The organism is Chromobacterium vaccinii (assembly GCF_000971335.1).
In the GTDB taxonomy this organism is placed as follows: Bacteria; Pseudomonadota; Gammaproteobacteria; order Burkholderiales; family Chromobacteriaceae; genus Chromobacterium; species Chromobacterium vaccinii.
In genome coordinates, this window is record NZ_JZJL01000019.1 from 23,389 (window position 1) to 48,237 (window position 24,849).

General features: G+C 64.7%; 25 protein-coding genes and 6 tRNA genes. 10 read left to right on the top strand and 21 right to left on the bottom strand.

All coding sequences use genetic code 11. From position 1 onward, the window contains the following. The first annotated feature begins 87 nt into the window (after positions 1-87). From VL52_RS11130 to VL52_RS11150, 5 genes are all read left to right on the top strand, one after another. Complete coding sequence (locus VL52_RS11130; RefSeq protein ID WP_046157101.1) at positions 88-876, top strand: alpha/beta fold hydrolase; 789 nt, start codon at positions 88-90, stop codon at positions 874-876. Positions 877-910: 34 nt separating this feature from the next. Next, on the top strand, positions 911-1,699 hold the full coding sequence (locus VL52_RS11135) for an enoyl-CoA hydratase-related protein (protein ID WP_046157102.1): 789 nt from the start codon (positions 911-913) through the stop codon (positions 1,697-1,699). A gap of 62 nt (positions 1,700-1,761) precedes the next feature. After that, a complete protein-coding gene (sbcB, locus tag VL52_RS11140; RefSeq protein ID WP_046157103.1) occupies positions 1,762-3,180 on the top strand; it encodes an exodeoxyribonuclease I in 1,419 nt (472 codons plus the stop codon). 140 nt (positions 3,181-3,320) lie between these two features. Further along, positions 3,321-4,949: a methyl-accepting chemotaxis protein gene (locus VL52_RS11145; protein ID WP_052729262.1), complete on the top strand. Its 1,629-nt coding sequence runs from the start codon at positions 3,321-3,323 to the stop codon at positions 4,947-4,949. A 149-nt stretch (positions 4,950-5,098) separates the two neighbouring features. Then, complete coding sequence (locus VL52_RS11150) at positions 5,099-5,923, top strand: undecaprenyl-diphosphate phosphatase (protein ID WP_046157104.1); 825 nt, start codon at positions 5,099-5,101, stop codon at positions 5,921-5,923. A gap of 161 nt (positions 5,924-6,084) precedes the next feature. Here VL52_RS11150 and VL52_RS11155 read toward each other — a convergent pair whose 3' ends face one another. The 6 genes from VL52_RS11155 to VL52_RS11180 form a co-directional block, all read right to left on the bottom strand. Continuing rightward, positions 6,085-6,627 (bottom strand): flavin reductase family protein, encoded by a 543-nt coding sequence (locus VL52_RS11155; protein ID WP_046157105.1) that lies wholly within the window; start codon positions 6,625-6,627, stop codon positions 6,085-6,087. A 107-nt stretch (positions 6,628-6,734) separates the two neighbouring features. Then, positions 6,735-7,715, bottom strand: a complete 981-nt coding sequence (locus VL52_RS11160) for an alpha/beta hydrolase (RefSeq protein WP_144410218.1) — start codon at positions 7,713-7,715, stop codon at positions 6,735-6,737. A 467-nt stretch (positions 7,716-8,182) separates the two neighbouring features. Continuing rightward, on the bottom strand, positions 8,183-8,647 hold the full coding sequence (locus VL52_RS11165; protein ID WP_046157106.1) for a thioredoxin family protein: 465 nt from the start codon (positions 8,645-8,647) through the stop codon (positions 8,183-8,185). A 15-nt stretch (positions 8,648-8,662) separates the two neighbouring features. Beyond that, positions 8,663-9,130 (bottom strand): OsmC family protein, encoded by a 468-nt coding sequence (locus VL52_RS11170; RefSeq protein ID WP_046157107.1) that lies wholly within the window; start codon positions 9,128-9,130, stop codon positions 8,663-8,665. 68 nt (positions 9,131-9,198) lie between these two features. Continuing rightward, the gene (locus VL52_RS11175) at positions 9,199-10,008 is read right to left on the bottom strand and encodes a carbon-nitrogen hydrolase family protein (protein ID WP_052729263.1); all 810 of its coding nucleotides are present in this window, start codon (positions 10,006-10,008) and stop codon (positions 9,199-9,201) included. Further along, positions 10,005-10,853, bottom strand: coding sequence for a segregation and condensation protein A (locus VL52_RS11180; protein WP_046157108.1), 849 nt, complete (start codon positions 10,851-10,853; stop codon positions 10,005-10,007). Before VL52_RS11180 ends, VL52_RS11175 begins: the two co-directional genes overlap by 4 nt. A 93-nt stretch (positions 10,854-10,946) precedes the next feature. Between VL52_RS11180 and VL52_RS11185 the strand changes: the two genes are divergently transcribed. Beyond that, positions 10,947-11,357 carry a hypothetical protein gene (locus VL52_RS11185; RefSeq protein ID WP_144410219.1) on the top strand — a complete coding sequence of 137 codons (411 nt, stop codon included), beginning with the start codon at positions 10,947-10,949 and terminating at the stop codon, positions 11,355-11,357. A gap of 3 nt (positions 11,358-11,360) precedes the next feature. Here VL52_RS11185 and VL52_RS11190 read toward each other — a convergent pair whose 3' ends face one another. From VL52_RS11190 to VL52_RS11215, 6 genes are all read right to left on the bottom strand, one after another. Next, a complete protein-coding gene (locus VL52_RS11190; protein WP_046157110.1) occupies positions 11,361-12,830 on the bottom strand; it encodes a cyclic-di-GMP receptor FimW-related protein in 1,470 nt (489 codons plus the stop codon). A 33-nt stretch (positions 12,831-12,863) separates the two neighbouring features. Continuing rightward, positions 12,864-13,484: a cysteine hydrolase family protein gene (locus tag VL52_RS11195; protein WP_046157111.1), complete on the bottom strand. Its 621-nt coding sequence runs from the start codon at positions 13,482-13,484 to the stop codon at positions 12,864-12,866. A 62-nt stretch (positions 13,485-13,546) separates the two neighbouring features. Next, the gene (locus tag VL52_RS11200) at positions 13,547-13,963 is read right to left on the bottom strand and encodes a VOC family protein (RefSeq protein ID WP_046157112.1); all 417 of its coding nucleotides are present in this window, start codon (positions 13,961-13,963) and stop codon (positions 13,547-13,549) included. A gap of 105 nt (positions 13,964-14,068) precedes the next feature. Beyond that, positions 14,069-15,964, bottom strand: coding sequence for a molecular chaperone HtpG (htpG, locus tag VL52_RS11205; protein ID WP_046157113.1), 1,896 nt, complete (start codon positions 15,962-15,964; stop codon positions 14,069-14,071). Between the two features lie 122 nt (positions 15,965-16,086). After that, the gene (locus tag VL52_RS11210) at positions 16,087-16,551 is read right to left on the bottom strand and encodes a ProQ/FINO family protein (RefSeq protein WP_046157114.1); all 465 of its coding nucleotides are present in this window, start codon (positions 16,549-16,551) and stop codon (positions 16,087-16,089) included. A 183-nt stretch (positions 16,552-16,734) separates the two neighbouring features. Further along, positions 16,735-16,819, bottom strand: a tRNA-Leu gene (locus VL52_RS11215). 713 nt (positions 16,820-17,532) lie between these two features. Between VL52_RS11215 and VL52_RS11220 the strand changes: the two genes are divergently transcribed. Beyond that, on the top strand, positions 17,533-18,327 hold the full coding sequence (locus VL52_RS11220) for an N-acetylmuramidase domain-containing protein (protein WP_046157115.1): 795 nt from the start codon (positions 17,533-17,535) through the stop codon (positions 18,325-18,327). Continuing rightward, entirely contained in the window at positions 18,324-18,587 is a 264-nt protein-coding gene (locus VL52_RS11225; RefSeq protein WP_046157116.1) for a hypothetical protein, read from the top strand. The genes VL52_RS11220 and VL52_RS11225 overlap by 4 nt, the downstream gene beginning before the upstream one ends. Position 18,588: 1 nt before the next feature. On the opposite strand, the gene VL52_RS11230 is transcribed toward VL52_RS11225, so the two are convergent. Continuing rightward, positions 18,589-19,536, bottom strand: coding sequence for a GlxA family transcriptional regulator (locus VL52_RS11230; RefSeq protein WP_046157117.1), 948 nt, complete (start codon positions 19,534-19,536; stop codon positions 18,589-18,591). A gap of 83 nt (positions 19,537-19,619) precedes the next feature. Here VL52_RS11230 and VL52_RS11235 point away from each other — a divergent pair, with 83 nt between their 5' ends. Both VL52_RS11235 and VL52_RS11240 read left to right on the top strand, forming a co-directional pair. Beyond that, a complete protein-coding gene (locus VL52_RS11235) occupies positions 19,620-20,303 on the top strand; it encodes a DJ-1/PfpI family protein (RefSeq protein ID WP_046157118.1) in 684 nt (227 codons plus the stop codon). Positions 20,304-20,434: 131 nt separating this feature from the next. Then, positions 20,435-20,791: a hypothetical protein gene (locus VL52_RS11240; RefSeq protein WP_046157119.1), complete on the top strand. Its 357-nt coding sequence runs from the start codon at positions 20,435-20,437 to the stop codon at positions 20,789-20,791. 52 nt (positions 20,792-20,843) lie between these two features. Here VL52_RS11240 and VL52_RS11245 read toward each other — a convergent pair whose 3' ends face one another. The 8 genes from VL52_RS11245 to VL52_RS11280 form a co-directional block, all read right to left on the bottom strand. Further along, positions 20,844-21,545 (bottom strand): hypothetical protein, encoded by a 702-nt coding sequence (locus tag VL52_RS11245; protein WP_046157120.1) that lies wholly within the window; start codon positions 21,543-21,545, stop codon positions 20,844-20,846. 245 nt (positions 21,546-21,790) lie between these two features. Further along, positions 21,791-22,978, bottom strand: coding sequence for a class C beta-lactamase (ampC, locus tag VL52_RS11250; protein WP_046157150.1), 1,188 nt, complete (start codon positions 22,976-22,978; stop codon positions 21,791-21,793). A gap of 183 nt (positions 22,979-23,161) precedes the next feature. Further along, on the bottom strand, positions 23,162-24,058 hold the full coding sequence (locus VL52_RS11255; RefSeq protein ID WP_046157121.1) for an N-acetylmuramoyl-L-alanine amidase: 897 nt from the start codon (positions 24,056-24,058) through the stop codon (positions 23,162-23,164). A 214-nt stretch (positions 24,059-24,272) separates the two neighbouring features. Further along, positions 24,273-24,346 (bottom strand) — tRNA-Cys (locus VL52_RS11260). 45 nt (positions 24,347-24,391) lie between these two features. Then, positions 24,392-24,467 (bottom strand) — tRNA-Gly (locus tag VL52_RS11265). A gap of 25 nt (positions 24,468-24,492) precedes the next feature. Then, a tRNA-Gly gene (locus tag VL52_RS11270) sits at positions 24,493-24,568 on the bottom strand. A gap of 25 nt (positions 24,569-24,593) precedes the next feature. Beyond that, positions 24,594-24,669 (bottom strand) — tRNA-Gly (locus VL52_RS11275). Between the two features lie 22 nt (positions 24,670-24,691). After that, positions 24,692-24,767 (bottom strand) — tRNA-Gly (locus tag VL52_RS11280). Positions 24,768-24,849 lie beyond the last annotated feature (82 nt).

Below are 24,849 nucleotides of genomic sequence, written 5' to 3' on the forward strand. Positions count from 1 at the left end.
CGATTTGCGCCCGCCATCTGTTCAGCCGGGCGCGCCCGGTTCTAGAATGAATTAAGCACGACACCGCCCAGGACAGGAGCGCCCGCCATGCCGCATGCCCAGCTAGCCGGACATCAGATCTATTACGAGGAAAGCGGCCACGGCAGCCAGCCGCTGCTGCTGCTGAACGGCATCACCATGTCCACCGTGGGCTGGACGCTGATGATGCCGCTGCTGGAGCCGCATTTCCGGGTGATCCGCATGGACTTCCTCGGCCAGGGGCAGAGCGAGCATCCGCCGGGCGAGCTCTACGCGCTGGCCGATCAGGCCGATCTGGCCGCCGCGCTGCTGGACTGGCTGCAACTGCCGCAGGTATACGCGGCGGGCCTGTCCTACGGCGGCATGGTGGCGCAGCATCTGGCGCACCGCCATCCGGACCGGCTGAGCCGCCTGCTGCTGGCCGGCACGCTGGCCTGGGCCGATACAGTCAACCACCACATCGGCGACAGCTGGATCGCCGCCAACAGCCAGGGTGGCCTGGACCTGCGCTACCAGATCAGCGTGCCCTGGCTGTTTTCCAGCCGCTTTCTCGCCGGCAACGCCGCCATGCTGGACGATCTGAAACTGCTGGCGGGCATGGTGGACTGGGACGCCGTGATCCGGCTGATCAATGGCGTCCGCCAGCACGACGCCCGCACCTGGCTGCCTCAATTGCAACTCCCGGTGCATATACTGGTCGGAGACGAAGACCGGCTGACGCCGCTGTACCAGGCGCGGCTGCTGCAGGAACTGATACCGGGCGCGGAGCTGGAAGTGCTGCCCGGCGCCGCCCACGTGCTGCACATCGAGGCCGTGGAAGCCTTTGCCCGCGCCATCGTCCGCTTCCGCCAGGGCTGAGGCGGCCAACCATTCTTAGACAAGGGGAAACATGATGAGCACCGACGCCGTAACGCTGAACGTGGATAAACGCGGCATCGCCACCGTCGCGCTGAACCGGCCGGGCCTGCACAACGCGCTGGACGACGAAACCATCAGCCTCCTGGCCGCCACGCTGGAAACGCTGGCCGAGGACTCGACCGTGCGCATGGTGGTGCTGACCGGCAGCGGCATCAGTTTCTCCGCCGGCCACGATCCGGAATGGCTGCGGCGGCTGTCGCAGTTTTCCGCCAACGAGCTGAACCGCTACGCGCAGCAGATCGCGCGGCTGCTGCACACGCTGGACACCCTGCCCCAGCCCACGCTGGCCAAGGTCCAGGGCTCGGCCTTCGGCCTGGGCGTGGCCATGGTCGCCTGTTGCGACATCGCCATCAGCGTATCCGAGGCGCTGTACAGCCTGGCCGACGTCAAATTCGGCCAGATTCCCGCGCTCACCGCGCCCTACCTGATCCGCGCCATCGGCGAACGCGCCACCCGCCGCTACAGCATCACCGCCGAACGCTTCAACGCCGGCAAGGCCAAACGGCTGGGACTGGTCCACCAAGTGGTGGAAAACGACGAGCTGGACGCCGCGGTGGAGCACATGGCGAGCCAGGTGCTGCTGAACAGCCCGGCGGCGATGCGCGCCACCAAGCACCTGATCGGCGAGATCGGCAAGCAGGAAATCACGCCCCAAGTGATGCAGCGCTGCATCGAGCACAGCCTGACCGTGCGGATGAGCGACGAGGGACGCGAAGGCATACGCGCGCTGATCGAGATGCGCAAACCCGGCTGGATGGACTAGAGGCTGGCCCGGCGGGCGGCGGCGATGCGACAATAGCCGCATTTACCGCTTCCGCCGCCATCATGTCCAATCACACATTCTTCTGGCACGACTACGAAACCTTCGGCGCCGTGCCGCGCCAGGACCGGCCGTCCCAGTTCGCCGGCATCCGCACCGACGCCGAGCTGAACGAGATCGGCGAGCCGGTGATGCTGTACTGCCGCCCCTCCCCCGACTACCTGCCCACGCTGCAGGCCTGCCTGCTGACCGGCATCACGCCCCAGTTGTGCCGCCAGCAAGGCGTGGCCGAGCATGAATTCGCCGGCGTGATCGAACGCGAGCTGGCGACGCCGGCCACCATCGGCGTCGGCTACAACTCGCTGCGCTTCGACGACGAGGTGACCCGCTTCCTGTTCTGGCGCAACCTGATCGACCCCTACGCGCGCGAATGGCAAAACCACTGCGGCCGCTGGGACCTGCTGGACCTGGTCCGCGCCACTTACGCGCTGCGCCCCGAAGGCATCGTCTGGCCCAAGCATGAGGATGGCCGGACCAGCTTCAAGCTGGAACACCTGTCCGCCGCCAACGGCCTGGCGCACGAAGCGGCTCACGACGCGCTGTCCGACGTGCGCGCCACCATCGCGCTGGCGCGGCTGATCCGCCAGCGCCAGCCCAAGCTGTTCGACTACTATCTGACGCTGCGCAAGAAGGACGCGGTCAAGGTCCAACTATCTCCGCACGATCCCAAGCCGGTGCTGCACGTCTCCGGCATGTACGGCGTCGAGCGCGGTAATCTGGCCGTGGTATGGCCGCTGGCAGCCCACCCGACCAACGCCAACGAGGTGATCGTCTGGGACCTGGCCCACGACCCGGCCGAATTGCGCGGCCTCTCCGCCGACGACATCCGCCAGCGCATGTTCACCCGCGCCGACGAATTGCCCGAAGGCATGGCCCGGCTGCCGATCAAGACCATCCACATCAACAAGTCGCCGTTCGTGGTGGCCAATCTGAAGGCGCTGGGCGACGACAACGCCGCCCGCTGGGGCATGGACCTGGCCGCCATCCACCGCCACGCCGAAACCGCCCGCGCCTTGCCTGAGCTGTCGGCGCTGTGGCGCCGCGTCTACCAGCGCGAAGCCGGCGAACCGCAGGACGTGGACCAGAACCTGTACGGCGGCTTCGTTTCCAACAACGACCGCAAAGTGCTGCAAAAAATGCGCCGGCTGTCCGCCGGACAGCTGGCCGGCGAAATAGCGCTGTTCGAAGACCCGCAACTGGCCGAACTGCTGTTCCGCTACCGCGCGCGCAACTTCCCGGACACCTTGTCCGGCGACGAGGCCAAGCGCTGGAAAGCCTGGTGCCAGAACCGGCTGACCCAGTCCTGGCCCACCTTCCAGCGGGAATTGGCAGAGCTGCAGGCCGGCGAGCTGGCCGATGGCCAGCGCAGCCTGCTGCAACAAGTGGCGGACTACGCCGCCAGTCTTCAGGCCAACCTGGCCTGATCCCCCGGCCGGCGTTCAGCCGGCTCCCCGTCGCTCCCGGTATTCTGTCAACCATACGCGTTTATGCGTATGAATTTATACTAGCAAATGAGCTAGAACGAATTGATATGCAAGTTCGACATACCTGCCGGGAGGCGCGCATGCTGCATCAATTCACCGTCCGACAGAAGCTGCTGGGAGGATTTTCGCTGCTGATCCTCCTGCTCTGCGCCGTGGTTTTCGTCGCCTACAACAAGCTGCAAACCATCCAGAACAACATCACCGAGATCAAGGAAGACCGCTATCCCAAGATCATGCTGTCGCAGCGCATCGCGTTGAATCTGCTCTATATCAGCCGCGGCGTGCGTGATGGCGTGCTCGCCCGGGACCCGCAGAAAGTGGAGCGGCAGATCAGCAACGTGGAAAGCCTTCGTGCCGCCAACCGAGCCGATCTCGACAAGATGGAACCCATGCTGTCCACGCCGGAGGGACGCCAGCTATATGCCAAGATACGCGCGGCGCAGGATAGCCAGCGCCCGCTGTTCGACCCGCTCTACGCGCTGATGCGCAGCCACCAGGCAGACGCCGCGCGCGAGATGCTGGAGGCCCAGTTCGCGCCGACCAACAACGCTTTCATCGCCGCGCTGCTGTCATTGCGCGACCGCCAGCAAGGCCGGCTGGACAAATCGATGCAAGAGGCAATGGAGTCCAGCCAGCAGGCGATCGCCATCCTGCTGGGCACCGCGCTGGTTTCGCTGCTGCTGGCGGTGGCCGTGGCCTTGACCATCTCCAACCTGATCACCTCGCCGCTGCGCCATTCGGCCGATCTGGTCCACCAGATCAAGCTGGGCGACCTCTCCGGCTTCAGCGAGCCGATACCGCCGGCCCGCGACGAGGCGATGCTGATCGCCCGCGACATCCAGGAAATGCGCGAAGAGCTGCGCCAGATGGTGCAGAGCATCCAGGACAACGCCCACCAGGTGTCCGACTCCGCCCGCGCTTTGTCCGGCATGGCGCAGCAGGTGGCCGACGGCGCCCAGACCCAGGCCGAGGCCACCACCTCGGCCGCCGCCTCGATCGAGCAACTGACGGTCAGCATCAACCAGGTGGCCGACAATTCCAGCGAGGCGTCGGAACAGGCCCAGGCGGCCGGCCAGCTGGCCAACCGCGGCGGCCACGAGGTGCTGGAGTCGGTGGGCAAGATACGCTTCGTCACCACCTCGGTGGACGAAACCGCCCGGCAGATGAACAGCCTGACCAAGGAAGTGCAGCAGATCGGCAATATCGTCACCGTGATCCGCGACGTCGCCGACCAGACCAATCTGCTGGCGCTGAACGCGGCGATCGAAGCGGCGCGCGCCGGCGAAACCGGCCGCGGCTTCGCGGTGGTGGCCGACGAGGTGAGGAAGCTGGCCGAACGCACCACTACCTCGGCCCAGGAAATCACCACGATGATAGGCTCGATCCAGCAAGGCGTCGGCCAGGTGGTGAGCAGCATGGGCCAGAGCCTGGACTGCGTGGAGGGCGTGTCCGGCACCGCCGAGCAGGCGTCGAACTCGATGCGGGAGATCGAAAGCAGCGCCGACACCATCATGCGCACGATACACAGCATCACCGGCGCGCTGACCGAGCAGCGCAGCACCAGCTTGAGCCTGGCGCAGGACATGGAGAAAGTGTCGCGAATGGCGGAGGAGAACAACGCCACCGTGCAGGAACTGGCCACCACCTCCAGCCAGTTGAGCACGCTGTCCGCCAATCTGCAAAGCGTGGCCACCCGTTTCCGCCTGTAGCGGGCAAGCCCATCTTCCCGGCTGCGTCTTCTTCCGGCGCAGCCGTTTGCTTGCGCGCGCCGCCGTGGCGCGCAACAAGCTGCCAACAATATTCATGCTCTTCGCTTATAATCGCGTCCATTTCCTCCACTCATCAAACCGAGCGTTCAATGGATCCGATCCTGCTGTTCCACTCCCTGATCATGGGCCTGGTCGAGGGCATCACCGAGTTCCTGCCCATTTCGTCCACCGGCCACCTGATCCTCACCGGCGACCTGCTGGGCTTTCTCGACAAGGAAAAACGCGACGTCTACGAGATCTTCATCCAGCTGGGCGCGATGCTGGCCGTGGTGTGGGAATACCGGCGCAAGATAGGCTCAACAATGGCCGGTGCCGTCCGTCCGGGCAATGAGCGCAACCTGCTGCTCGGCATCGTCATCGCTTTCATTCCGGCCGCCATCGCCGGCCTGCTGTTTTCCAAGCAGATCAAGGCGGTGCTGTTCAACCCGGTTTGCGTGGCCATCGCCTTCATCGTCGGCGGCTTGATCATCCTGTGGGCGGAAAAGCGCGAGCATAAAGTCGCGGTGGAAACCGTCGATGATCTGAGCCTCAAGGATGCGTTGAAAGTGGGCCTGTGCCAGTGCCTGGCGCTGATCCCCGGCACCAGCCGCTCCGGCGCCACCATCATCGGCGGCCTGTTCCTGGGCCTGTCGCGCAAGGCGGCGACCGAGTTCTCGTTCTTCCTCGGCATCCCCACCCTGGGCGCCGCCTCGCTGTACAGCCTCATCAAGCACCGCGACGCGCTGAGCGCCGACGACATCGGCGTATTCGCCGTCGGCTTCGCAGCGTCCTTCGTATTCGCCTTCCTCGCCATCCGCGCGCTGCTGCGCTTCATCTCGACGCACAGCTTCGCGGTATTCGCCTGGTACCGGATCGCCTTCGGCTTGATCGTGCTGGGCACCTGGTGGAGCGGCCTGGTCGAGTGGAGCGCCTGAGCGCCTGGAAGTTGCCCGAGGCATTTGAAACGGACGCGGTCGCCGCGCCGGCGCGGCTCGTCCCCCTGGGTGACTCAAGCCGATCCGCGCCAAACAGTCAGCCGATTCGGCTGCGTCGGCGCGCCTTGGCTCAGGTAGGCTGCCAAGTTTTGTTCGCGGCGCTAAACGCCCGGCGGCAGCTTGGAAGCCATCATCTCCCTCCGGTCAATCCTAGGTCCGTCGACAATGAAGGTTCCGTCGCCAACGGCGTGAACCATGCGCTTCTCCTGGCGCGCGCTATCAACACATGCGGCAACCGCCTCTAGCACGACGATATTGTACTTTGGGATGATGTCGATGACCTTGCACTCTATATTGGCAAGGCACTCTTTGATCAAAGGCGGCCTTACAAGCTGGCCCGGCACCGCGGTGAGTTTGAACCTGGCAAACTTGTCCGCATCCGCCCCAGAGCAGGTCCCTATGCCGACAACCTTGTCCAGCATGTCCACTGTAGGAATGGCGATGACGCACTCCCTATTTTTTTCCAAAGCCGCGTAAGAGTGATTCCATTCACCGGTGGTGATGGCGAAAAGCGGGGTGAAACCCATCACCATGGTCCAGGAGATGGTCATGATGTTGTCTTTCCCCTCATCATGGGTCGTCACCAGAACAACAGGCCCAGATTCCATCAGCGTGAAAACCTTGTTCAGTTTCAACTGCTGCATGAGCTCGCCTCCAAATAGCGAGGCAATGCGCGGCGCGGCTTGCGGATGGCGTTCGCCCGGAACGATCAAACCCGATGATGAAGAAGCCGATCCGTTTGACCGGAACGTCAGGCCTCGCTTTTTGGCATTGCCTCAACGGCCTGCACTGACGCGCGAAGCGCGCCAGGGTCGAGCGTAAGCGGAATATGGCCGATCCCGGGCAGCAGCGTGACAGGCCAGCGCTGGCCCTGCTTGCGGATGATGCCCTCAAGCTTGTCCGTCATGAATACCTCATCCGCGGCGCCAGCCACGACCGCCACCGGGCGGCGAACTGCCCTGATGTTCGCCTCATAATCCGCCAGGGGCTGAAAATTAGCCGCCAGCGAAAATGAATATGTCGGGGTTAGAAAGGCCTTCACTTCCTCGCTGAGCGCGAAACTCATAATCGGCAGGCCGTTGAAAGCGCGGACGCCAAGGCGATTCAAGACCGTAAGCCCGATCATGCGCGCAATGCCGACCTTGACCCAGCTCCCATTGCCCGGATGGAGGTTTGGCGCGTCAGGACCCAGGAACGGCGACAGCAGCAGATAGTTCGCAAATTCATCCTGCCGCTGTCCGCCGGCAAACCGCAGCGCAAAACCGCCCCCGGATGAGAACCCCGCCAGGGTGGCGGGTTTCGACATGGGGACGGCGTGCACAAACGACGCCAAGTCATCTTCGAGCTGGCCGATGTAGTCGATCGAGCCCTTTACTCCGGACGCGCCATGCCCGCGAACATCGAGCGCATATGCCTCGTAGCCTGCGACGGCAAATGCTTTGGCAAGGACATGCAGGCTATTGCTACTCGCCGATGACCCATGAATGAGAACAACGCTCCCACGGATGCCGCCGCTTCCCGACGGCGCATAACGACGATAGGCCAAGGCCGCTCCATCCTCAGCGTCGTAACGCGACAACGGCGGCAAATCAGTGAAGTCGACTGACTTGAAAGGCTCATTGATGCTCGCCATCGGCGGTGGCCGCCGCGGGCCGCCAAAGGCGACCGCGGCCGCTAGCGCCCCGGCAAGAAACACGACGACGATGACGAAGATATCCAGCAAGAGGTACATTCCATGCACTCCAGCCATGCTTACGCGGGCATCAACACCCGAACCGGATTGGACATGGCCGATGAGGGCCTGCCTTCCCAATTCCTATCCCGCAAGCGCTTTTTCATAAACCGAGCGACATCCCGGTCCTGGGTCCAGCAATGAGAACATCTCATGGGCGGCAATGTCCCCCTACCCTCACTATACGCTTGACATACCCATCGGCATGATGTTTTCCCATTCCCCGGGCCAATCGCCAAGCCGACGATTCGGATGCCGAATGCGACGGTCCTACACCACCAATCCGTCACGAGAAATGCGCGCTGGAATTGTCACGCGGTGACAGCAGACGCCGCCTTGCAGCAACACGGCGGCAGGCCGCTCCCAACCTGGCCGCCATGCGGTGGCTTCAACCTCACCGCGTTCCCTGCCTCGTTGCGGGCCATCGAATCCGTGCGAATTCGGCGGGCATGGTCGAAGAAATCGACTCAGCGTTTGCTAGCCAGACGGCTGACCCGCTCGAAGAATTCGTAGATGCCGGTCTCGCTCATCCGCCGCGCGTCGGCCAGCTCGCCGGCGCGCGTCGCGTAGATCACCTTGTTGTCCGGCGACAGCACCACTGCGGCGGGAATGCCCTTGGCGATCGGGTGCCCATACTCGGCGTCGATATCGAGGTTATGATCGAAATTGCCGACATCCACCTTCACCACCTTGAACTCCCGCGCCAGCAGCTCGGCGCTCTTGCCGCTGTTCAGCGCAGCGTCCAGCGCGCGGCAATCGGGGCACCAGTTGGCGCCCAGAATCAGCAATACCGGCTGACGGCCTTGCTGCGCGGCCTCCAGCGTCCGGCTCAATGCGGCCCTGGCGTCGGCCTTTTCGTCGTATGGCAGGTCGCCCGCCAGCGCGGTGGCGCTCGAGAGCAGCAACGACAACACAATCAGCAGTTTCTTCATGGAGAGGCTCCGGGATCAGGCCAGGCGGGGTTGGCACAATACTTCGGTTTTGACGGAATGGGCGATGAAGCACTCGGCATGAGCGGCATGGTGCAGGCGCTCCAGATCCTCCTGCGTCGGCAGCTTGTCGCCGGAAAAGAACGTTCTGGGCTGCAGCGTCACCCGGGACACCCAGGCCTTGCCGGCCGCGCTCTTGCCCATCTCGCCGACGGCGAGGTCATGGTATTCGTCGACGCGGAAACCGGCGCGCGCGGCGATGTCCAGAAACCACAGCATGTGGCAACTTGACAAGGAAGCGATGAAGGCCTCCTCGGGATCCACCGCGGCCGGATCCGAGTAGGGCGGCGACACCACCTCCGGCGCCGAAGAGCCCGGCACCTCGGCTCCGCCGTCGAACCTCAACACATGTTTGCGGCTGTAGCGGCGATCGAGGAAATCCTGCCCGCCGCGCCTCCAGGTCACTTCCGCCTGATGCTGCGCCATCGCCTCCGCTCCTTGTCCAGTTGGTCAAGGCCGATGATAGCACGGCGATGACAAGGACATGACGATGCTCAGCGGTAGCAGGACGGCCGCTGCGCGTCGGGGCCCCACACCTCGTCCTGCTCTGCGCGCCAGCGGCGCAACGCGGTCAGGTCCAGATCAGCCGACAACAACTGGGTTTGCTCGCCGGCGACCGCCAGCAGATGGCCTCGCGCGTCGATCAGGCAGCTGGCGCCGTCGTATTGCGGCGCCGGGTAATTGCACAGCGCGACGGCGAAACGGTTTTCCAGCGCCCGGCCTCGCAGCTGCTGCAGGCGGACATCGCCCAGCTCGGCATCCTCGCGCATCGGGCAGGCATTCGGGACCAACGCCAGTTCCGCGCCCTGCCGCATCAAACTGCGGCCGGACTCGGGAAACTCGCGGTCGAAACAGATCATCGCGCCGATGCGCACGGTTTCGCCGCCCAACTCGACATCGGCGCAGACAAAGCCGTCGCCGCCTTGCAGCGCGGTCTCGGTGCCGTCGGTGAAATCGCAGACGTGGACCTTGTCGTATTGCAGCGCCACCGAGCCATCGGCGCCGTACAGGCGCAGCCGGTTGCGCAGCGCGCCGTCGCGGCGGGCGAGATAAGTGAAGCCGATGGCCAGCCCCAATCCGTCGGCCAACTGGGATATTTCGGCCAATATCGCTTCATCGTCGCCCCAGGCATGGGCGGCGTTCATCCGCTCCAGCGCGTAGCCGGTGGACCACATCTCGGGCAGCAGCAGCAAGTGCGCGCCATCCGCCGCCGCGGCCTCGCACCACTGCCTCAGCAGCGACAGGCGGCCGGATGGATCGTCCGGCGCGGGCTGCTGCGCCAGGGCCAGGCGGATCACGCTCATGCCAGCGCGATCCGCACGTAGATGGGCTGGTACGGCGCATCCTGGCTGACCTTGACCATGCCTTCCTTCACCAGCTCCAGCACGGCGATGAAGTTCACCACCAGGTGGGCGACGCCCTTGTCGACGTCGAACAGCTCTTCGAACGGCACATACTCCTTGCCGTCCAGGTAGCGCAGGATCCAGCTCATCTGCTCGCGCACCGACAGCTCGTCCTTCTCCACCTTGTGATGGCGGCGGTGCTTGGCGCGGGACAGAATGGCCATCCAGGCCTGGCGCAGGTCGGCTGCGCCCACGTCCGGCAGCCGCTGCTCGGCCGATTGCTCGATCAGCACCGCCAGCCAGGCGAAGTCGCGCTCCGCCTGCGGAATCTTGTCCAGCTCCAGCGCCGCCAGCTTCATCTGCTCGTACTCCAGCAGCCGGCGCACCAGCTCGGCGCGCGGGTCGTCCGGCTCCCCGTCCTCGTCCAGCTGCGGCCGCGGCAGCAGCAGCCGCGACTTGATCTCGATCAGCAGCGCCGCCATCAGCAGATACTCGGCCGCCAGCTCCAGCCGGCCATGCTTCATCGCGTCGATGTAGGACATGTACTGGGCGGTGATTTCGGCCATCGGGATGTTGAGCACATCCAGGTTCTGCTTGCGGATCAGGTAGAGCAGCAGGTCGAGCGGGCCTTCAAAGCTCTCCAGGATCACCTGCAGCGCGTCGGGCGGGATGAACAGGTCCTGCGGCACCTCCAGCACCGGCTGGCCGAACACATGCGCGATCGGCACGCTGGGCGGCAGCTCGGGCGAGATCAGCTGGAAATCCGGCGCGGGGGAGTCGGGGGCATTCAAGGGTACGTCGCTCATGGCGACAAGGATACCAGCAAGCAGACGCGCGCCGGTTGAACTTTTGCCCGCTGCGGCGCACAAACCGGTTTCGACAGTGGGAGTCACGCCAGCGTGTCGCTACATCCATTGCCTGTTTTGCTCGGCCTGCTCTGCCTGCCGCTTTCCGCTTGCGGCCTGGACGGCGACGGCGCTTCCCGCGCATCCGAACCGCGCCGTCTCTCGGCCAGTTCCGATCATTTCTGGCGCAAGCGCGAGATCGAGGAAGTCAGCCGCCGCATCATAGAAAAAGAGCTGGGCTATCCGGAAACCACCCGGCTGGTCGCCCAGGAAGACGGCAGCGGTTCGGGACAATACCGCTTCCGCCTGTCCGGCACCGCCCGCAGCGGCTGGAAAACCCATCCCGTCACCTTCAGCGTGGCGGGCGACCTGTCTAGCGGCCGGGTGCTCAGCATCCACTGCCACGCGGGAGAAAGCGGCCGGCAAGTCTGCTACCCGCCCAAGCACTTGGCGGCCTGGTCCTGACCCTCAGGCCGGCTCGCCGGCCTGCGGCATGTCCACCGCGTCCTCCAGCCGGATCTCCATCAATTGGCAGCTTCCGGTCTGCTGCAGCAGGCGTTGCGCCCGGACCAGCCATTCGCCGCCGTCCGCCCGCAACTGAAACGGCCGCAGCGCCTGGTATTGCCGCCCCGGCAGCACCAGCACCCCGCGGTGGCGGAAATGGCGCTCGGCCTGCAGCAGCAGGCCCGGCTCCAGCGGCGCGCCAGGGGGGCTGGTCACGGCGCAAGCCGCCACCGCCTGGGGCCGCTTGCCGACGAATTCCACCCCGCACTCCGCCGGCGCGTCGCCGCCGGGCAGGCTGATCCATCTCACCAGGCCCAGCTGCCATTCGAAGCCGCGCCGCTTCAGCATCACCAGCGCGCCGGCCTGCAGCAGTCCCGGCGGACAATCGCCATACAGGCGCATGCCGGACGGGCTGAGATTGCCCAATAGCAGCTCGCCGGTCTCGACATCGTCCGGCAGGCGTCCTTCTTCGGCCAGCCGCCAGCAAGCGTCGAAGCCGCCCACCACAATCACCCGCTGGCCGTTGCGCTGATTGCGCCGCAGATGGCGGCGCTGCGGCGGCCGGCTCCACTCTTGTTCCAAACGTCCCAGCAACTGCCACTGCGCGGCGGAGAATTCGTCGGCGCGCGCGTGGGCGGCCGCCCGCAGGCGGCGGGCCACGTCGGCGGCGTCCACCCGCCAGTAGCCGCCGGCCGTCTCCGCCGCTGCGATGGCGGCGAAGCGGCCCGGGCTGTCCGCTTCCGCCGACACCAGCCAGCCCTCCACCTCAACGCCGCTCTTCGGCGGCCCCTCCAGGCGCAGCGCCTGGCCATGGCCCGCGATCCAGTCCAGAAGCAGCGATTGCCGCGCCGGATCCAGCCGGTTGCTGGAAGTGATGCCCAGCAGCAGCATCTGCCGGTAGCCGGCGCCCAGCGACGGTTGGCCGTCGATGGCGACCCGGCCCTCCCAGCCGCGGCGGCGCGCTTCGGCGAACAGCTGATGGCTGTCCTGCCAGAAGCCGGGAAACAACGGCGCGTATCCCAGCGCGTGGCCGCGCTGCAGCTGCCAGGCGCTGCCCAGCGCCAGCCCCAGCGCCTGGCGCAGCAAGCCGCCGTCGCTGAAGCGGCCGGCGCGGCGCGCGGCGCAGGCCTGGGCCAGCAGCTTGCAGGCTTCGTGCAGCTCGCGCCATAAGCCGCGCAAGGCGCGGTCGCTCTCCGTCCCTGCGCCGCGCCACATCAGCGGCAGGCAGGCCTCGAACAACGCCCTGAGCGTGTGCAGCCTGTCAGCAAGGCTCATAGGCTGCTCATCCAGCCGTCTTAGAGGGCGGCGCAGCCTGTCGACATGCGCCTCGGCCGGCAAGCCGGGCTGCCATTGCAAGGCTTGTTGCAGCGCCTGCCGATCCAAGGCTTGCGGCTCGCCCGCCGGCAGGGTGTGGGATACGGTGAGTCTCAACATGATGACAATGACAAAGCTTCCGGGATCGGCATCTTAGCCTTCGCGCCGCCGGCCCGCGATCACGCGGCGCCGGCAATATTGCCAATCGCGGCCAGCGATGTCGGCGCTGCCGCAGACGCGGCAATACTCGCCGTCCAGATTGGCCAGGCTCATCGCGTGCACCTCGTCGGCGCCGCGATGGCGGCCGCGCCAGTCGGTCTTGTCGAAAACGAAACAGGCATCCTCCGCCAGCCAGACGGAAAAACCCAGATTGCCGGCCATCCGCGCGGTCGCCTCCACCGAGTTGCTGGTGCTGACGCCCGCCAGCACCAGCTCCAGCCAGCCGTTTTCCCGCAGCAAGGACTCCAGTCCGGTGCCGATGAAAGCGCTGTTGGTCTGCTTGCCGATCACCGTCTCGCCGGGCAGCGGCGCGGCCTCCGGCTTGAACGCATGGCCGGGCTGGCCCGGCCGGTAAGTGGAATCGGGCTCGACAGAGTCATGGCGGATATGGATCAACGGCAAGCCGCGCTCGCGCCACGCCGCCAGCAAGCCGGCGCACACTCGCTCCGCCTGGGGGTTGTTGCGCGGGCCCCAGCCGGGATGGTCGAACGCCTGCTGCATGTCGATCAGCAGCAACAGCGGCGTGGCAGTGGCGAATCGCAGCGGCGCGGCCATGGCTCTGTCTTTAAAATGAAAATGGCATGATGCCACGCGCCGGAAAACTGCGCACTACCGGCTCAGGACTCCCAGTATTCGCCGGGCAGATAGTCGCTGAAATACCATTGCTGGCCTTCCAGGTCGCGCGCCAGATAGCCGAGGGCGCCGTAGTCCTCGCCTTTCAGCGCTTGCACGATCTCGGCGCCCTGCGCCCTGGCCCTCTCGTAATGCGCGGCCGGGTCTTCCACGTAAACGCACAGGGCCTGAGCCAGGCCGGACAGGCCGCCCGCGCCGATCCACCGCTGCTCCGGCTTGGGGCTGGACACCATGATCACCGCATTGCCGAGGCTCAGTTCCGAGTGATGCACCCGGCCATCCTCGATCACCGCGAAGCGGCGTTGGAAGCCGAACACCCGCTCCAGCCATTCCATCGCCGCCGCCGCGTCGTCGTAGCACAGGCAGGGATACACGCCCGGCAACGCTCTCGTCTCGCCCATCGCCTTCTCCTGGTTCCATTGCGGGGAATCCCATATTAGGACAATGGCAATAAAAAAACCGCCCTGCGAAAGGGCGGTTCATTCTCGGGATCTATGCGGACAGGCTCAGGCCGACAGCTCCAGCATCAGCTTGTTGATGCGCTTGACGAAGGAGGCCGGATCTTCCAGCTTGCCGCCTTCGGCCAGCAGCGCCTGGTCGTACAGCACCTGGGCCAGATCGGCGGCGCGAGCCTCGTCGGCTTCGCCGGCCAGCTTCTTCACCAGCACATGCTCCGGATTGATCTCCAGCGTCGGCTTGCTGCCTTCCACCTTCTGGCCGGCAGCCTTCAGCATCCGCTCCAGGTGGGCGCTCATGTCGTGCTCGCCCGCCACCAGGCAGGCGGGGCTTTCGGTCAGACGGGCGGTGGCGCGCACTTCCTTCACCTGCTCGCCCAGCGCCTTCAGCACTTTTTCCACCACCGGCTTGGAAGCTTCCTCCACCTGCTTCTGCGCTTCCTTGTCGGCCTCGTCCTCCAGCGCGCCCAGATCCAGCGCGCCCTTGGCGACCGATTGCAGCGCCTTGCCGTCGAACTCGAACAGCGAGCCGGTGACCCACTCGTCGACGCGGTCGGTCAAGAGCAGCACTTCCACGCCCTTCTTCTTGAACACTTCCAGGTGCGGGCTGTTCTTGGCGGCGGCCAGCGTGTCAGCGGTGATGAAGTAGATCTTGTCCTGGCCTTCCTTCATCCGGCCGATGTAGTCGGCCAGCGATACGGTCGGCTCCGCGCCTTCCGACGCAGTGGAGACGAAGCGCAGCAGCTTGGCGATGCGTTCCTTGTTGGCGAAGTCCTCGCCCACGCCCTCCTTCAGCACCTGGCCGAACTCCTTCCAGAAGGCGGCGTATTTCTCCGGCTGGTTGGCCGACAGGTCTTCCAGCAGGCCCAGCACCTTCTTCACGCAGCCGGCTCGGATGGCGTCGATGTCCTTGCTCTCCTGCAGAATCTCGCGCGACACGTTCAGCGGCAGGTCGTTGCTGTCAATGACGCCGCGCACGAAGCGCAGGTAGTGCGGCATCAGTTTTTCCGTGTCTTCCATGATGAAGACGCGGCGCACGTACAGCTTCACGCCCTGCTTGCGCTCGCGGTCGTACAGGTCGAACGGCGCGCGCGACGGGATGTACAACAGCTCGGTGTACTCCTGGCGGCCCTCGACGCGGGCGTGGCTCCAGGCCAGCGGGTCGGTGAAGTCGTGGGCGACGTGCTTGTAGAATTCCTGGTACTGCTCTTCGGTGATGTCGCTCTTGGAGCGGGTCCACAGCGCGGATGCGGAGTTGACCGCCTCCAGCTCGTCGCTGACCACCACTTCGCCGTCCTCGCCGTAGCCGCTGCCCTTTTTCATCTCGATCGGGATGGAGATGTGGTCGGAGTACTTGCGGACGATGCCCTTCAGCTTCCAATCGTTGAGCAGCTCGTCCTCGCCCTCTTTCAGGTGCAGGACGATCTCGGTGCCGCGCTCGGCCTTTTCCACGCTCTCCAGCGTGTACTCGCCCTCGCCCTGCGACTCCCAGCGCACCGCTTCGGCCTCGCCTGCGCGGCGGGTGGTCAGCGTCACCTTGTCGGCGACGATGAAGGCGGAATAGAAGCCTACGCCGAACTGGCCGATCAAGTGGGCGTCCTTCTTCTCGTCGCCGGACAGCTGCTCGAAGAAGGACTTGGTGCCGGACTTGGCGATGGTGCCGATGTGGGACACCACTTCGTCGCGGCTCATGCCGATGCCGTTGTCGGCGATGGTGACGGTGCGGGCGTCCTTGTCGAAGGCGATGCGGATCTTCAGCTCGGGATCGTTCTCGAACAGCTCCGGCTTGGCCAGGCCCTCGAAGCGCAGCTTGTCGGCCGCGTCCGACGCATTGGAGATCAGCTCACGCAGGAAGATTTCCTTGTTGGAATACAAGGAGTGGATCATCAGCTTCAGCAGCTGTTTGACTTCGGTCTGAAAACCCAGGGTTTCTTTCTGTGCACTCATGGTCGTCAATGTTATTGAGGTTGGCGATAGCGGGCAGATGGCGGCTTTCGGCCGCATTTCAAGTAGCCGGAATGCAAAAAGCCCTGTCGGTCGACAGGGCTTTCTTCCGCAATGGGAATCGATCAGGACTCGGTCTGGCCATCCTGCTGCGGCGCGGCTTCCGCCACGGCGGGAACCGCGTCGACCGCTGCCGGAGCGGCGGCCTCGACCGGCGCCGTCTCGGCTTCGGCGGCCGGGGCGTTCTTCGGCTGCATCTGCAGCTCGGCGGCGCGCTTCTCCTCGGCGCTCACCTCGCCTTGCGGCTTGCCGTTCAGGTCGAAACGCTTGCCGCCGCGGGCCAGCGACTTCAGGTAGCGCGGCTTGCGGCAATGGTTGGCCACCACGCGGGAAATCAGGGCCGGATCGAACTGCGACAACGCCGCGATCAGGCTCTCGTGAATGCCGAGCGCCAACGGCCGGAACTGGCGAAACACGTCAAACTTGCCGTAGATGTGGTCCGCGATCATCTCGGTCTGCTTTTTCTTGGACAAGCTTTGGACTGCAGACTTGAGAGCAGCACCGAGTGCCGTTTCAGTATTTGGCTTCATGAACTTCAATCTAGATCCGTTGATGCAAAGACAGCGCATGCTGCCCAATCAAGAGGCGTGGTGCAACCGGCCACTTGTCCAGTTAGACGACGGCGTCGCCAGGATGTGAATTTTAATCCAGCAAGATGAACGCCGCCATCTGCCCGCATAGGGACAAAACGGTTTCCGCGGCCGGATTGCTGATGGTGCCCCGGGCCGGGGTCGAACCGGCACAGCCGAAGCCGAGGGATTTTAAGTCCCTTGTGTCTACCAATTTCACCACCGGGGCAGCAGCAAAGCGGGCAATTGTAGCCCAGCGCAACGCGGGCTGACAATGCATTTTAAATATCGCATCCCAGGCAGTGCAGGATGATCACCCGCCGCTTGCGAATCGGCCGATTATTCAGCTTATTTCGTCTTGATATGATTTAGCAGCGCGTTTTATCAGCGGCAACGATTTGATTTTAAAGCATTGCCTGCCAATGAGACGCTGCACTTTAACGGCAATGGCCAGAGCTGTCAACGCTGCGGCAGGCAAATGCCAATCGGCGGCAATGCGCCGCGCATAAAATCATCTCGATTAACAATGGATGATATGCAAATGACGACTAAATAGCTGTTTTTCCGGTCAATATCTTAGGTATATGGGCGGTATCAATAACCCTCCGATAAAAACGCCTTGGCGATGCCTATCAAATACTGACGAATTTCACCACACTTCCGCATTGAATCATTATCAATATATTTACTCGCCTCCTTATTCATTTCAGCCTAGGCGATACAGAATCAGCGCCCGGGCCGATTCCGGCGCGGCTGCCGCCGCCAAATGCCCGCTCCCGGCAAAGCCCCTCCCCCGCGTAATGCGAGCCCCTCTCGCCCTCTCGCCCACCCCGCCACTGACATGGTTCCCCTGCCGGCCTGCGCCGGCCGCTTTCTAAACTGGCCTCCAATCACAGCAGCGCGCCGGCCATGCCGGCCCGCATCCATTTGCGGAGAAACCACATGCAAGCATTGGGCAAGGGCGCGCACGGCCAGGAGGTGCGGGAATTGCAAATCCGTCTCAACAGCCAGGGCTCCAGGCTGGAGGTGGATGGATGGTATGGAACGGCCACTGAACAAGCGGTGGCCCGGCTGCAACGCCGCGCCGGCCTGGTGGTCAACGGCGTGGCCGGCGACGCCACGCAGGCGGCGCTGCGCGGCCTGCGCGATCCGCGTCGGCTTCGCGAGGCGGATCTGCTCGATGCCGCCGACCGCCTGCGCTTGCCGCCCCCCAGCCTGAAGGCTTTCTGCGAGACCGAGGCGGAAGACGGCGGCTTCCTGCCCGACGGCAGCGCGCGCATCCTGCTGGAGCGCCATATCGCCTATCGCCAAGCCTTGAAGGCCGGCCTGGACGCCAATCGCATCGCCAGCCGCCATCCCGAGCTGTGCAAGCCCATCCGCGGCGGCTATCAAAACCCATCCGCGGAATGGGAGCGTTTCCGGCGGCTGGCCGCCGTGGCGGGGGAAACGGTCGCCGTCGAGTCCTGCCTCTGGGGACTGTACCGATTGCCCGGCTTCCTCTGGCAGGAGCTGGGCTATGCCGACGCCCGGTCGTTCCGGACGGAAATGGAGAGGAACGAGGCCCGCCAGCTGGACGGCCTGGTCCGGCTGTTGGGCGCGCGCCCCGCCTTGCTGCAAACCCTGCGCGAACGCCGCTGGCGCGCGACGGCGCGCATCCGGCAGGGCCCCGCCTGGCTGGACAGCCTGTACGACGCCCGCCTGGCCGCCGCCCATGACAGGGCGAGGAGGCTGGCATGACGCCGTACGCGCCGCTCCGGCTCGCCGCCGCCGCGCTCGCCTTGCTGTTTCCGCTGCAGCTGCTCGACCTGCAGTTCGGCCGCAGCGCGGCGCTGCAAACCCAAATCGCGCATTTGCAGTTGCGCGAGCAACAGTTGCTGACCATCAATCAGCAACAGGCGCAGCAGCTGGCCATCCAGGATCTGGACATGAAGCTGCTGGCGTCGGCTCAGCGCGAACTGGCGGACGAAACCCGACGCCTGCTGCGATCTCGCCATTGAGTCATTCGTCTGCCGGCGAGCGCAGCAAGCTGGACGGCTGCCGCCCCAGCACCCGCAAGAAGCTGCGGCGCATGCGCTCCGCGTCGCCGAAGCCGCACAGCCGGGCCACCTTCTGAATGGAACGCTCGCCGCTTTCCAGCGCGGCGCGCGCGGCCTCCACCCTCAGTTGCTCCACCGCCTTTGCCGGCGGCATGCCCACCTCGGACTGGAACAGCCGCGAGAAATGGCGCGGACTCAGGCAGCAAAACCCAGCCAACGACTCCACGTCCCAAGCCCCATCCAAGCTCCGCCGCACCTGGTCCAACAAAGCCGCGAAGCGTCCGTCCGGACGCTGCATCTCCAGCAGCGACGAAAACTGCGACTGCCCGCCCGGGCGGCGGTAATACACCACCAGCCGCTGCGCGCAACGCCGGGCGATCTCCTCGCCCATGTCTTCCGCCACCAAGGCCAGCGCCACATCGATGCCGGCGCTGACCCCGGCCGCGGTCCAGATGTTGCCCTGGTGGATGAAGATGCGGTCAGTATCCAGCGCCACCGCCGGATAGCGGCGAGAGAATTCCCCGCTATGCGCCCAATGGGTGGTCGCGCGCCGGCCATCCAGCAAGCCGGCCTCCGCCAGCAGGAAAGCGCCGGTGCAAACGCTGACCACGCGCCGGGAAGCCGATGCGCAACGCCGCAGGTAGGCCAGCGTCTCCCCGCAGCCCAGCGCGGAAGGCGCGCCCTCCCCGCCGGCCACCAGCACCGTGTCCGGCGCCGGCATCGCGGACAGCGGCCGGCTTTCCAGCGCGATGCCTGAGGAGCTGCGCGCCGCGCCGCCGGCCACGGTCAGCGGCGTCAGCCGGTACGCGCCCGGCCGATAGTGGAGCGCGCATTCAAAAACGGAGATCGGCCCCGCCGCGTCCAATAGCTGAAAACCGTCGAACAACAGGATGGCGATGTCTCGCGTCATGGCATGAAAAGTTGGAATTTAGTCATTTTCGCCACAGCATAGCCGGCCGATGATTGCGGGGTCAATCACCGCCGGGAGGCATCATGAACCACCCCTATACCATCGTTTTCGCGCTGTATCCGGGCGTCACCCAGCTGGACTTCACCGGTCCGCTGGAATTCCTGAGCAAGCTCCCACGGGCCCGTTGCCTGCTGGCCTCCAGCCGGGGCGGCGACATCCGCGCCGACGGCGGCGTCGTCTTCGCTGACATCGCCCGGCTGGCCGACATCGAACGCTGCGACCTGCTGTGCGTCCCCGGCGGACTGGGCACCATTGAAGCAATGGAGGATGCCGAGCTGCTGGAACAGCTGCGCCGCCTCGCCGCCGGCGCCGATTACCTCAGCTCGGTCTGCACCGGCTCCTTGCTGCTCGGCGCGGCCGGCCTGCTCAAAGGCCGCCGCGCCGCCTGCCACTGGGCCTGGCTGGACAGCCTGGCGGCCTTCGGCGCCCATCCCTGCCCGGACCGGGTGGTGGTGGATGGAAAACTGTTCAGCGGCGGCGGCGTCACCGCCGGCATAGACATGGCGCTGACCCTGATGGCGGAAATCGCCGGCCCCGAGTTCGCGCAGACGGTGCAACTGACGCTGGAATACGCGCCGGCGCCGCCGTTCGCCTCCGGCCGGCCGGAACTGGCCAGCCCGGAAGTGCTGGCCGCTGCGCGGCGGCGGATCGACCAAGTCCGCGATCGGCGCGAAAAAGCGGTGATACGCGCCGCCTCGAGCCTGTGAAAGAGGAAAAACTGTCCAAGAGGCTGACCGACGCCGCCTCGCCAGCGGCTACACCTAGAGCATGAAGCCCCATCCCGGCGCAGATTCCCGGCATCCCGGCGCGATCCGCGCTCCTCCACGCGAGGTGAACGATGAGCCTGTATGCCGAACTGGTCAGACACGCGGCGGACCAATACCGCGCCCAGCTGGACGCGCTCTACGCGCGGCAGCACATCATTCAGCAGGCCGACCGGATCGCCGGCCTGCTGAGCAAGGCAGGCCTTCCCGCCCGGGCGCAGGCCGACGAGCAATTCATGCCCTATGTCGAGCTGTCGCTGGCCGAGGAGCTGCTAAGCATGCGGCAAGCCGTGCTGAGCTACGTCTGCAATGTGCTGGAATGCCATCTGGAGGGCGGCGCGGGCGCCGGCGGGCGGGACTGTTACCGGATACTGCCGGCCGCGGATTCGCCGGAACAAATCCGCCTGATGCTGGTGGTGACCGGCAGCTGATCCGGCATCCAAGCGCGCGGCGGGAATCTCGCCCGCCACGCCCTGCCGCGCGTCAAAGCGTCTGGAAGTAGAGGCGGTAGTCGCCCTGCCCGAACAGCATGGCCATGCTGGTCAGGTTGCTGTTGGCCGGTATGTCCACCAGATTCAGCACCGGGATCGAATCGAAGCCGTACTCGTATTGATTCGTTTGCCGGTTGTAGGCGAACTGATAGAAGGTATCGACGCTGCCCACCTTGAACGCGTACAGGCGGTAAGCGTTGCCGTCGAACAGCATGGACCAGCGATGCCAGTCGGTATCGTTCGGGGCCTTCGCCACGTTGAGCGTGGGAATCGAGTTGTAGCCGTATTCATAGCGGCTGGTTTCCCGATTGAAGCCGAACTGGTACAGCACCGTCGGCGCGCCCAGCCGGCGCAGATACAGCCGATAGGTCTTGGTGCCGCTGTCGTACAGCATCGCCAGGCTGCTGGCGTCGGCATCGGCCGGCGCGCCGGTGATCAGCAGCTCCTTGATCGAGTTGTAGCCGAACTCGTACGCTCCGCTCGCCGGGTTGAACGCGGCCTGGTAAAGCGTGTTGGCGCTGCTGCCCTTGAAGAAATACATCCGGTAATACTCGCCGTCGTTCAGCATCGCCCAGCGCAGCCAATTGGTATCGGCGGGCATGTTGACGACGGGCATGTTGGGAATGGATCCGCCATAGGCGAATTTGTAGGTGCTGGTGCCGGGAACGTAAGCGAACTGGTTGACCGAGGCCATGGCGTTTTCCTCCTGAGGTTGCACTGCCGCGAACCCGCCTCTGCGGCGGATACCGGAACTCCCCCTCGGCGCGATGAGCCCATTCGGCGCAGGATGCCGGGCAACAGGCCGGCGATGCTTCGGCATGCCGGCCTGATGAATCTAAACTATGACTGTCCTTGTATGAAAAAATTATAAACGCATAAAATTCGGACAACCCTGATCAAAAGAACAGTCATAATGGCGGCCAACAAGCGCCCGCCAGATCACGACCTCCCGGCATGCGCCAACGACGGATCCAGCGCCGACAAGATCCGATAAGCCGCCCGGACGCGTTCGGCATTGGGGTAGTTGCGGTTGGCCAGCATCACAATGCCCACCTTGCGCGCCGGCACGAACAGCACGTAAGCGCCGAAACCGTTGGTGGAGCCAGTCTTGTTCAGCAGCATGTCCGCGCCTGCCTGGCGAGGCGGATTCAGCCACGCCACCTGCTGCGGCTGGAATGCGATCTCGTTGGAATTGCCCGCCAGCAAACGCTCAAGGCTGAGCGGGTAGCGATAGCCCTCCCAACCCAGGCCCTGATGCAGATCGCCAACCCGGTAATATGCAGCGTGGCTGGCATCCATGGCTCGCCGCAACGCCGGCTCCGTCCGCCCGGACATGTTGATCGCCAGGTATTTCAGCATGTCGGCCGCGCTGGATTTGATGCCATAGGCCTCCGCGTCGAGCGCCCCCGGCCCTACCCGCACCGGCTTGCCCGCCTTGGAATAGCCCCAGGCGTAGCGCGATTGCTCCGCCGCCGGAACATGGATGAAGGTATGGCTCAAACCCAGCTTGGGCAACAGCCCCCGCTGCATCGCCTCATCGAAAGGCTGGCCCAGGCTGCGGGCGGCAAGATGCCCGAACAAGCCGATGCTGGGATTGGAGTACAGACGCCTCGCGCCCGGCGCGTAACCCGGCTTCCAGGCGCGGTAATAGCCCAGCATCGAAGATTGATCGGCGACCGCATCCGGAAACTGCAGCGGCAGGCCGCCGGCGCTGTAAGTGGCGAGTTGCAACAAGGAAATGCGGTCGAAAGCGCTGCCCTTGAGTTCGGGCTGGTAGCGGCTGGCCTTGTCATCCAGCGACAGCTTGCCCTGCGCCAGCGCGTAGCCGCCCAGAATGCCGGTGAAGGTCTTGCTGATCGAGCCCAGCTCGAACAGGGTGTCCTGGGTCACGGCCTGGCCGCTCTCCCGGGAGGCGACGCCATAGTTGAAGTAGCGGGCTTCGCCGTTTGCCAGCACCGCCACCGCCATGCCGGGAATGTCGTTGGCCTTCATCAGCGGCGGAATCACCGCTTCCACCGCCTTGCCGAGGTCGGCGCCGCCGCCGTCATTGGCGGCCAAAGCCGCGGCCGGAACAAGGGAAAGGCAGCCGAGCACGCCTGCCAAGGTTCGAAATTTCAGGGATCGCATCATCGCGGAACTCCGGTGCGGGGACATGGCGGCCGACGCGGCCTCTCCGCGCGGCGCTTGGTCCCGATTGGGAAAGCCCCGCCAAGTTACAAACCGCGGCGGCCAGCGTAAACCGCAAGAAACGTAACATCCGTAACCGTTAATGGACTGTAAACAAAATGCCGGCACTGGCGGCCTTTCGTCTCATGGATGGCCCGCTTCCTCATCCTCGGGCACCCGTCCGGCATACTTGCTCAGCAGCGCGTCGAGAATCGCCGACGACTCCGCATCCGGCTCCCCGTCATAGCGAGCGGGCCGGAAGTGCATCTGGAATGCCGCGATGACGGCCCGCGTTTCGGCATCCCATGCCCCGCTTTCCGGCGCATCGTAGCCATAGGCCGTCAAACGCTCCTGCCAATCCGACGCGTCCGTCGGCAGCCGGCGGGACAGAAAACGGCGGACATCGTTCTCGTCGGGCCAGGCGCCGACGCCAAACTCCCGGTACAGCCTCTCCCAGGGAAACTTCGGCCCCGGATCCACCTTGCGGCCCGGCGAAATGTCGGCATGCCCGACGACGTTGCGCGGCGGGATCCGGTGGCGGGCCATGATGTCGGCCGCCAGCCTACCCACCAGGGCGATCTGGGCGTCGTCAAACGCCACCCAGTCCCGCAACGTCGGCGGCCAGTCGTCCTGCTGCGGCGACGGATAGCCGCGGTTGACGATCTCCACGCCTATCGAGCTGCCGTTCACATAGCGCTCGCCGCGCCAATAGCTGTCGCCGGCATGCCAGGCCCGCCTCTTCTCCGGCACCAGCCTCAGAACCGCGGGCTTCGCGGCCAGGGTTGCGGCATCCGGCACCAGGTAATGGGCGCTGGCCCGGTACTGCGCGTCCGTCAGCAGCTTGAGCGAAGCCGCAAAGTCCTCCGCCGTATAATGGAGCACCAGGGTGCGGACGCGGGAATCCTGGTTGGCCGACGCATGCGATTCATCGATCCAGAGCGCCCCCGTTTCTCCCTGCGCCCTTACGGCCGGAGCCGCCAGCAGCGCGCCGCCTGCGGCGATCATCCCGGTCCGGCACAAAAACTGTCTGCGATTCGCCATTCTTTTCCCTTCCGCCCTCCGGCGCGTGATGCGATATGTCCTGTCCGGTCAGACCGCCCGCTCCGCGCGGAAATCCCGATCAAGCCGCGCGCGGCTTATCGCCTTTCCTGCTGATGAATGATGCAGAAAGGAAAAACCATCGAGCCTGGCAATTTCAAGTGTATGGGATGAAAAAGAAAAACCCCGTAAATCCTTGGATTTACGGGGTTATATCTGGAGGCGGGGGTCGGAATCGAACCGGCGTAGACGGATTTGCAATCCGCTGCATAACCACTTTGCTACCCCGCCGTTAACCGGCGAATCGACCAGATTATATCTGATCAATCTGAATTTTGGAGCGGGAAACGAGGCTCGAACTCGCGACCTCAACCTTGGCAAGGTTGCGCTCTACCAACTGAGCTATTCCCGCATGCAAATTGTTTCAAGTCTGATGCTGGAGCGGGAAACGAGGCTCGAACTCGCGACCTCAACCTTGGCAAGGTTGCGCTCTACCAACTGAGCTATTCCCGCATTGCAGACTGTTTCAAACTATTTTTGGAGCGGGAAACGAGGCTCGAACTCGCGACCTCAACCTTGGCAAGGTTGCGCTCTACCAACTGAGCTATTCCCGCATCACAAATTGTTTCAGGCTACTGGAGCGGGAAACGAGGCTCGAACTCGCGACCTCAACCTTGGCAAGGTTGCGCTCTACCAACTGAGCTATTCCCGCGCTGCGTAACTTGCTACAACGCTTTGCTTGATCTCGCTGCTGCTTCGTCAGCGGCGGCGAGAGACTGCGAATTATAGAGATT